The sequence below is a fragment of the Christiangramia qingdaonensis genome (assembly GCF_048381525.1).
GTDB lineage: Bacteria > Bacteroidota > Bacteroidia > Flavobacteriales > Flavobacteriaceae > Christiangramia.
This window is the reverse complement of the sequence record NZ_JBLWIM010000018.1, coordinates 157,761-170,281: the sequence shown is the minus strand read 5'-3', so window position 1 is coordinate 170,281 and position 12,521 is coordinate 157,761. Positions and strand designations below refer to the sequence as shown.

General features: G+C 33.5%; 10 protein-coding genes. 6 read left to right on the top strand and 4 right to left on the bottom strand.

The features are described 5' to 3' along the window. The first annotated feature begins 152 nt into the window (after positions 1–152). The 6 genes from ACNI3T_RS14600 (at position 153) to amaB (ending at position 9,484) form a co-directional block, all read left to right on the top strand. Positions 153–713: an RNA polymerase sigma factor gene (locus tag ACNI3T_RS14600; protein WP_418228454.1), complete on the top strand. Its 561-nt coding sequence runs from the start codon at positions 153–155 to the stop codon at positions 711–713. 84 nt (positions 714–797) lie between these two features. Further along, complete coding sequence (locus ACNI3T_RS14595) at positions 798–1,922, top strand: FecR family protein (RefSeq protein ID WP_418228453.1); 1,125 nt, start codon at positions 798–800, stop codon at positions 1,920–1,922. A 75-nt stretch (positions 1,923–1,997) separates the two neighbouring features. Continuing rightward, a complete protein-coding gene (locus ACNI3T_RS14590) occupies positions 1,998–5,402 on the top strand; it encodes a SusC/RagA family TonB-linked outer membrane protein (RefSeq protein ID WP_418228452.1) in 3,405 nt (1,134 codons plus the stop codon). 12 nt (positions 5,403–5,414) lie between these two features. Then, positions 5,415–6,962, top strand: a complete 1,548-nt coding sequence (locus tag ACNI3T_RS14585; protein WP_418228451.1) for a RagB/SusD family nutrient uptake outer membrane protein — start codon at positions 5,415–5,417, stop codon at positions 6,960–6,962. A gap of 75 nt (positions 6,963–7,037) precedes the next feature. After that, positions 7,038–7,943 carry a DUF1338 domain-containing protein gene (locus ACNI3T_RS14580; RefSeq protein WP_108171959.1) on the top strand — a complete coding sequence of 302 codons (906 nt, stop codon included), beginning with the start codon at positions 7,038–7,040 and terminating at the stop codon, positions 7,941–7,943. Beyond that, positions 7,943–9,484, top strand: a complete 1,542-nt coding sequence (gene amaB, locus ACNI3T_RS14575) for an L-piperidine-6-carboxylate dehydrogenase (protein WP_418228450.1) — start codon at positions 7,943–7,945, stop codon at positions 9,482–9,484. Before ACNI3T_RS14580 ends, amaB begins: the two co-directional genes overlap by 1 nt. Before the next feature lie 125 nt (positions 9,485–9,609). Here the strand turns inward: amaB and ACNI3T_RS14570 are convergent, their stop codons facing one another. The 4 genes from ACNI3T_RS14570 to ACNI3T_RS14555 all read right to left on the bottom strand — a co-directional run bounded on the left by ACNI3T_RS14570 (position 9,610) and on the right by ACNI3T_RS14555 (position 12,305). Further along, a complete protein-coding gene (locus ACNI3T_RS14570) occupies positions 9,610–10,335 on the bottom strand; it encodes a relaxase/mobilization nuclease domain-containing protein (RefSeq protein ID WP_026914933.1) in 726 nt (241 codons plus the stop codon). Beyond that, on the bottom strand, positions 10,335–10,982 hold the full coding sequence (locus ACNI3T_RS14565) for a hypothetical protein (protein ID WP_026914932.1): 648 nt from the start codon (positions 10,980–10,982) through the stop codon (positions 10,335–10,337). Before ACNI3T_RS14565 ends, ACNI3T_RS14570 begins: the two co-directional genes overlap by 1 nt. Then, positions 10,979–11,326, bottom strand: coding sequence for a plasmid mobilization relaxosome protein MobC (locus tag ACNI3T_RS14560; protein ID WP_026914931.1), 348 nt, complete (start codon positions 11,324–11,326; stop codon positions 10,979–10,981). The genes ACNI3T_RS14565 and ACNI3T_RS14560 overlap by 4 nt, the downstream gene beginning before the upstream one ends. Before the next feature lie 103 nt (positions 11,327–11,429). After that, positions 11,430–12,305: a toprim domain-containing protein gene (locus ACNI3T_RS14555; protein ID WP_418228449.1), complete on the bottom strand. Its 876-nt coding sequence runs from the start codon at positions 12,303–12,305 to the stop codon at positions 11,430–11,432. Positions 12,306–12,521: the final 216 nt, after the last annotated feature.

Genomic DNA, 12,521 nt, shown 5'->3' with positions numbered 1-12,521 from the left:
ATTAGTAAATGCCAAATAAATAGCTTAAAATTTTTCAAGATTTGATAAATCAGTGTTTAAATGAAATAAGATTAACAAAATGTTAAAACTTCAATTCAAAATATTGTGTAGCTCGGTTAAAATATCTTGTTTTGTTTAAACCTTACTAACGAGTGGAATTAAATCTTATTCTGGAGAGATTAAAGAAAAAGGATAGGAAAGCTTTTCAAAAAGTTTTTGAGGCTTTCTATGCTCGTTTAGTATCTTACTCTTATAAATTCACACTCGATCAGGTGGCCAGTGAAGACTTGGTTCAGGAATCCTTTATTTACTTATGGGAAAATATCTCTAACCTGAATATTGAAAAGTCCTTTCAGGCGTATTTATTTACTATGGTAAGGAACCGTAGTTTAAATCATCTAAAAAAAATTAAGGTCTCCGATTCATATTATTTTATAGATATCTCAATATCCCTAACAGAAGAACTTCAAGTAGAGGTTTTTAATGAGAAAGAAATGTTGGAACTAGTTAAGAAGGCTGAAGGGATCCTGGAAAATTTACCAACGAAAATGCAGCAAATCTTTAAGCTAAAAGTAATGTATGGCTTAAGTTATAACGAAATTTCGGAAGAAATGGGGATCTCCGTAAATACCGTAAAAACCCAGTTAAAACGTGCTAAATTTAAAATTGAATCAGCTCTCATAGTCGTTTCTATATTCTGTTTTTTTAACTGATTTAGAAAAAAAATCCAAAAATTGTCACCCAAATCATAAAATAATTTGTCTCTAATATAAAGGGGGCATCATACCTAATTTATAATGGAGTATAGTTTATTAATAAAAAGAATTAAAAGGGGATTAACTCCAGAGGAAGAAAAACAATTTCAGGATTGGTATTCTTCTTCAGAGGAGCATCGCCAGTATTATTTTAAACTAAAAAATTATAATCAAAAAAATACAACGATTCAGGTTAATACTTCTTTCGCATGGAAAAAGTTTGAATCTAAAATTGTAAAAAGCGATACTTCTTCTTGGAAATATACCGTTGCAGCGATTTTGGTTATTAGTTTAATAAGTTTTCCACTTTATTTTTTCCTGAATAGTCCTTTTGATCAGGAAAATCAGGTGGTGAATATTCAGGAAACAGAAAACAAATCTGACGAAATAATTTTTAAAGATCAGAATGGTAACACCATAAGCTTTGGAAAAAAAGATTCTTTTGTTGCAGGAGGGTATTACCAAGCGAATAAGGATAAACTTAAAATCGATAAAACTCAAGGAAGGTCTGGTACTAATACTATCATCGTTCCTGCAGGTAAGCAATTCACTGTTGAATTGAGTGACGGTACTAGAGTAACTTTAAATGCAAAATCTAAACTTGAATTTCCTACCAGTTTTGAGCAAAGTAAAAAGCGAGAAGTGGTTTTGGTCTATGGAGAAGCCTATTTTCAGGTTACATCAGCTCTAGAAAATAATGGTAAGAAGTTCATTGTTAAAAATTCGAATCAGAATATTGAGGTAATTGGAACCTCGTTCAATATAGAGAATTATAGCGAGCAAAAAATTGTGACTACGCTGGTTGAAGGTAAAGTAAACCTATTATATGGTAAAAATGTTATTGCCTTAATTCCTGGTCAGCAATCGATTATTGAAGGCAATGCCTTAAAAGAAATAAAAGAAGTAGACGTATACGATTATATAGCCTGGAAGGACGGAATGTTTTTATTTAAGGATGAATCTTTAAAAGGCATTTTCGAGGTTTTATCAAGATGGTATAATATAGTAGCAGATTTTCAGGAGAAGGAATTAGAAGAAATGAAATTTAATGGCAGGTTCAAGAAAGATCAAAATCTTGAAAGTATCCTTCGCATTATTGAAAATACTAAACGAGCACGATTTGAATTAAATGGAAATAAAATCAAAGTAATGCAATACCAAGAATGAAAAGGAATGGGGTTTATATCTGGACAATCTAAACCCTCATTCCAATTAATCAAGTAATTAACTAACTACAAATTTATGAAAACTAAATTGAATGGTAAACTATTGCCTTTGCCGAAGGGAATAATAATCTTTATTATGAGAGTCTTTATCTTATTCTTTTGCATTAGCAGCTTTGGATTTAACTCTGATAAGCTGTTTTCCCAGAATGCTAAAATAAAAATTGATAAGTCTGCCAATATTAGTGTCGAAGATGCTTTTCAACTAATTAAAGAGCAGACAGATTACACTTTTATTTACCCAAGTAACCTTTTCCATGAAGCGCCTAGTCTTAGATTGAATGCTGGTATTATTTCAGCAGAAGATTTATTAAATCGCTGTCTATCCTTAGTAGATTATACCTATGAGTTTACTGAAGAACATGTAATTCTATTAAAAGAAAAAGAAGTTTTTTATGATACGGATACGCAAACGATTTCGGAACAATCAACAATAACAGGAACAGTTACAGATTCCAAAGGAATGCCTTTACTATCAGTAAATATTTCTGTGAAGGGAACAAATAGAGGAACTCAAACCGATTTTGATGGAAAATATTCCATTGAGGTTTCCCAAGGTGAAGAATTAAGCTTTCAATATATAGGATTTAAAACGAAAACTATTGAAGTAGGGAATCAGCAAATAATTGACGTTACTTTAGAAGATGACCTTGAAAGTCTAAATGAAGTAGTTGTCGTAGGTTATGGTACTCAAAAAAGGAGTGATGTAACTGGAGCGATTAGCTCAGTTAAAAGTGAAGAACTTAATAAAGTTATAACTACAAATCCACTTGATGCTTTACAAGGTCGAGTTTCGGGAGTTACAGTTACAAATTCAACCGGAAGTCCGGGATCTGCACCTGAGATTTCGATTCGTGGAATTGGAACTTTCGGAAACAATGAGCCTCTTTATATTGTGGACGGAGTTCAGGCCGATCCTTATTTTATCAATACCAACAATATTGAAAGTATCGAAATTCTTAAAGATGCAGCCTCTGGGGCAATTTATGGAACCAGAGCAGCAAATGGGGTTGTAATCATTACGACCAAAAAAGGAGAGGAAGGAAAACCTAGAATTGAGATTGAATCTTCTTTAAGTATAAATACACCTAGGGAAGAAATGGAGCTATTAAATGCTCAAGAATATATTGCCGTTCACCGTCAAATGTATGAGAATGCAGGCGCAGAACTTCCACAATATGTGGTAAATCCATCCACATATGATACAGACTGGATTAATGAAACCCACAGGACAGGATATCTTTCTAATCATAATATTAGAATTAGTGGCGGTAGTAAAAATATAAATTATAGTGTTGGAGGTAATTACGCTGAGGAAACGGGCTTATTAATTGGTTCCGGATTCACTAAAAAAGGTGTCAATTCTCAGATTAATTTAGAAAAAGGGAAATTAAATGTTTCCACGAATTTAAATTATAGTGAAACCTATAGAGAAGAACATAAATTTTCTATCAGGGAGACCTATTTTATTTCGCCTTTAATTCCGGTATTAGATGAAGACCGTGAATCAGGATTTGGATATAGGTCAGGGGATCTTCCAGATCATAGAAATCCAGTAGGAGAAGATCATTTTCTAGAATCCTATACTAAACAGAAATATTTTCTTGGTAATGTAAATTTTGATTTTGAAGCATTTGAGAATTTCCATATTGGAGCAGGTTTTAGCCTTGCTGACCGCCAAAATTACACATACAATTTTCACCAGCCATTTCGAGTAAGAGATGTACAAGATATTGCTGAACGTGAATTTTCTTTTTTATCTGAATACCATTCAGAATTCAGAAGATTAAATGAAGAATATACACTAAGGTATAACTTTGATTTAAGTAAACATAGAGTGGGACTATTGGCAGGATACCAAAGAATTAGGGAACCATTTAAAAGTACCTATGCTCAGGCTGAGGGTTATAAGATCGATGATGACGGGAATAAGGTGCCAGCTACTATATTAGATCCCGATTTCAATACACTGGATGCGTTTAGCGATGGCACCTATTCAGCTAGTGGAACGAACGCTGAATATGCTTTAGTTTCCCAGTTTGGAAGAATAAATTATGCTTTTGATGAGAAATACCTCGTTCAGGCTAGTTTAAGACGTGATGGGAGTTCCAAATTTGGAAAAAATAACCAGTATGGTGTTTTTCCCTCTTTTGCTTTAGGGTGGAAAATTACCGAAGAAAACTTCATGGAAAATCAGGAAGTGCTCAATTTTCTAAAATTACGATATAGTTGGGGACAGGCGGGAAATGATAGTGCCTTAGGTTATTATGATTATGTTGCATTGATATCACAAGGTAAAAGTCAAAATGATGGGGGCTACGTTTATGGTAATCCGCAGAACTCATATTTAGGTAGTATAGCGCGCGACCTCCAAAATGATGATTTACAGTGGGAAACTAATACTTCCGCTAACTTCGGATTGGATTTTGGAATATTTGATAATAAACTCCAAGGTTCAATAAACTATTATAATAGTAAAACCGAAGATTTATTAATAACAAGAGAAGTGTCCCCTTCCGCAGGAATTAACAATCCTATTGTAAATGTTGGCGCATTCGAAAATAAAGGATTCGAATTTGAAGCTAATTATCGCAACAGGGATAATGATTTTAAATATTCTGTCGGAGGAACTTTTACGACTATTAATAGTGAAGTCACTAAATTAAGTAATGAAGACCAGGTATTGTATGGTATCGGTTTATTATTTGGATCTGACCATTTTGTAAATCAGACAAAGATTGGTTATGAACCGGGAGCCTTTTTTCTCCCTGTTGCAGATGGAATTTTCCAGAATGAGCAAGAAGTACAGTCTCATAGTGTGAATGGAAATCTTATTCAACCCAACGCAGAGCCCGGCGATATAAGGTTTAAAGATCAAAATGGTGATGGGGTGATAAATGAAGATGATGAAGTATATGCAGGAACCGCAATACCAAAGTATGAATATAGTTTAAACCTGACTGGAGAATACAAGAATTTTGATCTTACCATATTCTTCCAGGGTGTAGGAGGAAATAAAATTTATAATGGAAATGATTTCAGGCTTTTAAGTTTGGATACCGGAAGAAATTATCGAACAGCTGCCCTTGATGCATGGACACCGGCTAATACTAATACAGAGGTGCCTCGAGCAGTTTTAAATGATCCAAATCGCAATAACCGTGCTTCCACTAGATTTCTAGAGGATGGAGATTACCTAAGGTTGAGAACTTTACAACTAGGATATACTTTTTCTCCAGATGTGATCAAAAAGACATTTGTAGATCGTGCAAGAATATTTATAACAGGTCAGAACCTCTTTACGGTAACGAATTATTCAGGCCTTGATCCAGAAGTTGGTGGAAGTGTACTTTCCAGAGGGATCGATGTAAACCTTTACCCAAAATATAAATCACTAATAACTGGAGTTCAACTTAGTTTCTAAAGAAGTATTAAAATGAAAAAATATATAATAAAATCCGTTTTTCTATTAAGTATTTTACTGACTATAGGATGTTCTGATGATGAATATCTAGATAAGCAACCCCCGGATCAGCTTACTTCGGAAAATTTTTGGCGTAATGCCGAAGATGCAAGATCTGGTTTAACGGCAGCTTATTCAGAATTAGAAGCCAGAAGTAATTTCTGGGATGGCTGGCAAGAAGGTCGTTCTGTGGTGGAATATTTTCGATCAGATTATGTTTTACCTGGCCCTGATGCCACGAATTATTCGCACTGGATGTCGATTTATAATTTCAATTATACTAATGGACATATTTTCCTGGATGTGCTTTGGAGTACTAATTATAAAGGAATTAATTTTTCGAATCAGGTTATAAAAAATGTTTCTGAAATGACCGAAGATCAAATCTCTGATAGTGAAAAGGAACAAATTTTAGGGGAAGCCTATTTCCTTAGGGGATATTATCATTTCAAGTTACTCACTTTATTTGAACAAATTATCATAAGGGACGATATCGTAACTTCAAGTACTTTAGATAAAGCTTTGGCAACGAGAACTGAAGTATGGGATTTTGTTTTGCAGGATTTTAAAACAGCGGCAGATAAGTTGAGTTTTGAAATACAGCCTCAGAACTATGGTCGTGCAAATAAAGGTGCTGCCCTGGGGTATTTAGGAAAAGCATATATGTACAAAGCAGGAGATGCTTCTTCTAGTACCGGGAATGACTATCAGAATGCAGCTGAAGCCTTTTTTAAAGTTATTGAAAGCGGGCAGTATGCTTTAGTTGATGACTTCAAGAGCTTGTTTAATGGTGAAAACGAGAATAATAAGGAATCTATATTTGAATTGCAGTTTAAAAGTGGTGATGCGACTTCCTGGAATACGACACGTTTACATTCGTTTGTAGCCGATTGGGCCATAGGGGGATGGGGCGGTATTTTAGCTGATGATCGCTTAGTAGCCGAAATGAAAGAAGAGGGAATGATTGCAGAGAACGGTCTTTATGACAATAGATTATATGCAACCCTTTACTTTGATGATCCATATTTCAATGACGAATCTGCCAGAAGGATGGAAGGGAGTACCTGGAATGATTTAATTGAATCTACCTACGGTGATCCCGATGCGAAAGATGATGTGGCATTTTTCAGAAAATGGCTGCCCGAACCTGTAGAAGGAAATGGATATATAGGCCTTAATGTAACTCTACTTAGATATGCCGATGTGCTATTGATGCATGCAGAAGCTTTGAATGAAACCGGAAATACTGAAAAGGCTGCGGAATTAATCAATGAAGTGAGAGAAGCGCATGGAAATGTTCCTGCCGTTACTTTAAATTCCAAAGAGGCTGTATTTGAACAAATTGTACATGAAAGAGTGATGGAACTAACACTCGAAAGTACTAGATTTTTTGACCTAAGAAGATGGGGAATGCTTGATGCGGCAATGAATGCTGCCGGTAGAGTTGATTTTGACGCGCAGCAACATTCATATCTGCCTGTACCTTTATCAGAGATACAGACCAATACTGAAATTAATTAAAAAGAAATTTGAGTTAGCCATTAGTGAATTCGACCTATCTAGGTCGAATTCACTTTTTAAAATAATTAGAGAATTATGAAATTCAGTACAGAAAATGATTTGAATGAATTATTAAACTCTTTAATAATTCCATATAAAGAAAGGGTTCCAGACGTATATAGAATAATAAATGGAATGCTTGAAAAAGGAATGATTTCCAAGGAAGAAGATATAATTAATGACCATATAGCCTTTCGTACACTGGGGTTACCGTACCTAGGAATAACTTCACTTGAAAAAATTTTCCTTCATTATGGCTATGAAAAACGAGACTATTATTTTTTTCCCGAGAAAAAATTAAACGCTTTTTGGTATTCGCATCCAGAAAATAAATATCCACGGATCTTTATCAGTGAGTTAAGGGTTTCAGATTTAAGTCAGAATGCCCAGAAAATTATCCAGAAATACACTAAAAATATAAATTCAGACCCAGTGGATTACATAGATTTTAAAAATGTAAGCGAGGTTTCTGACTTTTTTACTTCCGCATTATGGGAATTACCAACTTTGGATGATTATCAAAGCCTACTTGAAGAAAGTGAATATGCGGCCTGGGTAATTTATAATCGCTATTATTTAAATCATTTTACTATAAGTATCCATGATTTACCTGAAGACTATAACCGACTTGAAAAATTTAATGACTTTTTAAAATCCATAGAAATAAAATTAAATAATTCAGGAGGAGAAATAAAGGAAAGTCGAGATGGACTTTTAAAGCAAAGCAGTTCGGTAGCCGGTAAAGTGAGAGCTAATTTTCTAGGTTCAGAAGTTATCGAAATACCAGGCAGTTATGTTGAATTTGCTCAACGACTGGTATTGCCGGAATTTTCCGATTTACCCCTATCCAAAATAAAGAAGGATCACCGTCGTGATGGTTTTGAAACCGGAAATGCAGATAAAATTTTTGAATCTACCTATGAATCACAACAGTTGAAATAATGAGAAAATCACCCATAGAAATATTAAATAAACTAAAAATTGAAAGTCCTTTTTATAGTTACAGTACAGGATTGGAAAATAGGTATTGTGAAGAAACTAAAGGTAGAAGAATAATTTCTCCAGTAGATAACAGGCAGATAGGTGAAATAAGTTTTCTTTCCAGTGAAGGATATGAAAATGTAATAAATACAGCTGAGCATGCATTCCTAGAATGGAGAAAAATACCAGCGCCAGGACGCGGAAATATTGTAAGACAATTAGGTGAGGAGTTAAGAAAAGAAAAGGAGGCCTTAGGAACTTTGATTAGTTATGAAATGGGTAAATCTCTGCAGGAAGGGTATGGCGAGGTTCAGGAAATGATCGATATCTGCGAATTCGCAACGGGTTTGTCACGACAATTATATGGTCTTCAAATACAATCTGAAAGACCTGCTCACCGGTTATTTGAACAATGGCATCCCTTAGGAATTGTAGGTGTTATTTCGGCTTTTAATTTTCCTGTAGCGGTTTGGGCCTGGAATACAGCTATTGCATTAGTTTGCGGAAATGTTTGTATATGGAAACCTTCAGAAAAAACACCGTTTTCCTCGATTGCTTGTCAGGAGATTTTTTCCAGGGTTTTAAAAAGTAATAATTTACCGGAGGGTATTTCTTCTTTAATAATGGGAGATTTAGAAATAGGAAAGAAAATGGCTGAGGATAGTCGTATTTCCTTAATTTCAGCCACAGGTAGTACTGCTATGGGAAGAGATGTTGCTCAGCGAGTAGGAAAAAGATTAGGTAAATCTATTCTCGAACTTGGAGGGAATAACGCAATAATACTTTCCGAACATGCAGATATTGAAAAAGCATTGCCAGCATTGGTTTTTGGGGCTATAGGTACAGCAGGTCAACGTTGTACTTCTACACGACGATTAATAGTGCACGAAAATATTTACAATAAATTTCTAAGACAATTAAAAAATGCATTTGAACAAATAAAAATTGGCGATCCATTGAATGAAGAGAATCATATGGGGCCATTAATAGATGAAGATGCGGTGAATAATTACTATTTAACTATTGAATTAGCTAAAAAACAAGGGGCAAAGATAATTTCGGGTGGAAAAATGGTTTTAGTTGGAGATAACTGTTCACAATGTTACGTAGCTCCTACGATTATAGAAGCAGATCTAAATCTGGAGATTATGAAAACAGAAACCTTTGCCCCAATAGTATATATTGTTAAGTATAAATCAATAGAAGAGGCTATTAAATTAAATAATAATGTTCCTCAAGGGTTGTCTTCTGCACTGTTTAGTTTGAATCTACGAGAAGTTGAAGAATTTCTTTCTTTTGAGGGTTCAGATTGTGGGATCGCCAATATTAATATAGGAACGTCTGGAGCCGAAATCGGAGGAGCATTTGGTGGTGAAAAAGAAACAGGTGGAGGAAGAGAAAGTGGTTCTGATGCCTGGAAATCCTACATGAGGAGGCAAACCTGCACTGTAAATTATGGTACTGATTTACCTTTAGCTCAGGGTATTAAATTTAACTTATAGAATTGATAAAGTATTCTTTTAATAAATTTAATAGGCCTGGATTAATAAAGTCCAGGCCTTTTTTTAGATTTTTACAAACACCCTAGACTATTAACTAATGCTTTACAATAATTTATATTATTGAATTAGCGTGAAAGACCTCTGTTAAATCTCTTTTCTTGTTCTTTGTATGATAACAAGTTCTTAATACCTGGTAATGACAGTTTTCGATCTATTGCTGAACCCTTAAAATAAGCACCTTTTTTATCTGTAAATGATATTCCTCTACCAATACTGGTTTTGATTCCTTGATTTTCCAATTCATGGATCACATCATCTAATGAATCTGAAATATCGATTGCCTTAAAAATAAGTTCTTTTAGATTATTACTCCTGGAATTATTAGAAATGAATTCCTCGTTATTTTTAAATTTTTCAAGTTTCCGATCAATTTTCTGAAGTTTATATTCTTCCTCGATCGTCCTGCAAAAATCTAAACTTTTAATATGAGTAAATTTATTGTGGACAGCCTTATTATCGATTATTCTATTACAAACTATATGGACGTGGTTTTTTTCATGAAAATAAACGGCATATTGATTTTTTGAAAAGCCAATTTTATCTGCATATTTTTTAGATATATCAATCCAATCCTGGTTTGATAATTTTCCTTTATCAGAAGGAGCTGACCGAATTTTTATATGAAATGATTTTTTTTTGCAGCGGTCATTTAATCTTTGCTGATACTGCATCTGCTTAAAGATTTGATTTGAATTTCCAAAGCATTCGTTAGAGTATAATAATTCACCACCTCTTTCACAATAAGCAAGAGCGTTGGCTGTGTAGGAAATTGTCTGAAGTTTTGCGATCATCAATCAAGGGTTTTGAGTTCTGATTCAAGTTCTTTTTTTCTTAATCTTTTTTGTAAAACCAAGGTCATTGAGTCAATGTATTTGATCATTACAGTGTCTCTAGCTTTTAAACTTGAAAAGATTGATATGATCTTCTCAGGATTCTTATCAGAGTCCTCAAAAGCCTTTAAAAGACTATAATCATAATATAGTTTGTAATTATCTCTTTGGTTTTTCAACTCACTCTTTTCAATCAATAAAGGTGTTCCATATTCAAACAGCAGAAAGCTGAATAAAATTAATGTTATAAGCCCTAGCAATAATTTAGATGAAAAAGGAGTGTCCTTTCCAAATAAGATATATTCAACTCTAGAATTTTGATTTTGTTCAGCCTTATTGTTTTTAAATTCATCAATATATTCAGCTTTTAAACTTTTCAAATATTCTAATAAGTTCGTATAACTTGTACCATTAGATTCGCAAATTATTTTATAGGCCTGAGCTTGAGTTTCTAAGAGTGTTTTTAATTCTTCCTTTTGTTCTTTAAGAGATTCCATATCATCAACTAATGTTTGCATTAGTTTTGTTACATGCCTTTCTTGCTTTTCAATTTCCGAAGGCTTTTCTATCAAATCTGAATCTTCAAACTTTTCTATTTCTTCTTTCATGATTGTAATTTTTCTATTATCTCACTAAGATGTTTTTTTAATTCTTCAATTTCATCTTCCAGGGTCCGCTCGTCTATAATTCTGAGTTTAACATCGGAATTCAACTTCCTAGCAATTTGATTTAAATTGTTGCCGATTTTCGAAAGATTTGAGGTGTATTTGTTCAAACTTAAATCAATAGGTTTCATTTCCATTTTTTCCTTAAGTCCCAACTTTTCTAGAACGCAGTATCGCACATAAATGGAAGCATTTATTTGAAGCAATTCTGCCTGTTCAAATAGAAATTTTTTGTCTTCAGGTTTTAAATAGAAAAATACTTTTACTTTATTATTTTTTTTGATCATTTTTAAGGTTTATTGTTGATATCTATGAGCAGTTATTACTGCGAATAGCAAGTTAGAGCTCAGGTACCTGAAAGGTAGTTGAGCTCACAACTTGCAACAGAGCCTAAAAGCTCTCATTGCTTATAGCAATTAAATACTCGTTTAGATCATTAAAATTTCTGTAATGAATTCTGCAATCCATCACTTCAATATTAGCATTATCAATGACGAAATTTGTTGCTTTATTTCCTGCATTATCATTATCCAGGAAAAGCTTAATTGTACGGTAGTTTTTAAATTTAGGCTTGATTTTATCGACTAGGGTAGTGCTGTTTAAAATGATAAAATCATCATCTGGATCTGGAATATTTATTTTCAAAGTTTGATAGGAAAGAAAGTCCATAAAACCTTCAAAAACGATAAGAGTTTCAGATGCATTGGTAATTGTTGTAATCCCTTTTTTGTTGAAACATCTTTTAAACTCTTCATTTCGAGTTTCGAAACCTCCTAGGTCATTTTTGAATCCAATCGTATTGTATAGTTTAGAAAAACTATTTTTAGCACAAGAAGTAACGACCTTATATTTTATTTCTTTGCAATAAAACTTTGCAATGGAAGGTTCAATCTTTCTTTTTGCTAAATAATTAATCAGTAGAGGATTCTTCAAGCTCTCTATGTTCAAGATTGTTGATTTAGTTTCATATTGAACCTTTCGGCTAATATCATTATGAGATGATATATTCCTTGATTGCAATTTATCAAGAGCCTCTCCTTTATTACAGTTCTCAAGTAAGCTGACAAGTTTTAAGATAGGGCCGCCATCTCCATAAGAAAAGCAATGCCATAAATTTAATTTTTGATCTACCTTAAATGAGGGAGTCTTCTCGTTTGTTAAGGGTGATAAGTACCAATAGCTATTACCTACAATCTTCTTTGGTTCGATACCGATTGAAGATAGATATGATATTATGTCTTGGTTTTTTATTTTAAAATGTTTCATTATCATTAATAATTAGTTATAGAATGTCCAGTTACGCCGAACCGATAAAATAGTTTTATGGCTCATAACTAACAGTCAATCAATAGGTTAAAATTGTAAAGTCGGTAATTATCGGCTCGACAATAAGTGTCTTTACAAGTTCGGCATCAGTGTCCTAACTGCTTGAGAAGAAAAATGCCGAGCCGATTTCAGATTAAACTCGATTTAAAAAATGAT

What these genes read in the sequence shown, in the direction of transcription:
- ACNI3T_RS14555 (WP_418228449.1), bottom strand. Translation starts at nt 12,305, where the DNA reads ATGAAACATTTTAAAATAAAAAACCAAGACATAATATCATATCTATCT.
- ACNI3T_RS14585 (WP_418228451.1), top strand. Translation starts at nt 5,415, where the DNA reads ATGAAAAAATATATAATAAAATCCGTTTTTCTATTAAGTATTTTACTG.
- amaB (WP_418228450.1), top strand. Translation starts at nt 7,943, where the DNA reads ATGAGAAAATCACCCATAGAAATATTAAATAAACTAAAAATTGAAAGT.
- ACNI3T_RS14570 (WP_026914933.1), bottom strand. Translation starts at nt 10,335, where the DNA reads ATGATCGCAAAACTTCAGACAATTTCCTACACAGCCAACGCTCTTGCT.
- ACNI3T_RS14565 (WP_026914932.1), bottom strand. Translation starts at nt 10,982, where the DNA reads ATGAAAGAAGAAATAGAAAAGTTTGAAGATTCAGATTTGATAGAAAAG.
- ACNI3T_RS14590 (WP_418228452.1), top strand. Translation starts at nt 1,998, where the DNA reads ATGAAAACTAAATTGAATGGTAAACTATTGCCTTTGCCGAAGGGAATA.
- ACNI3T_RS14580 (WP_108171959.1), top strand. Translation starts at nt 7,038, where the DNA reads ATGAAATTCAGTACAGAAAATGATTTGAATGAATTATTAAACTCTTTA.
- ACNI3T_RS14560 (WP_026914931.1), bottom strand. Translation starts at nt 11,326, where the DNA reads ATGATCAAAAAAAATAATAAAGTAAAAGTATTTTTCTATTTAAAACCT.
- ACNI3T_RS14595 (WP_418228453.1), top strand. Translation starts at nt 798, where the DNA reads ATGGAGTATAGTTTATTAATAAAAAGAATTAAAAGGGGATTAACTCCA.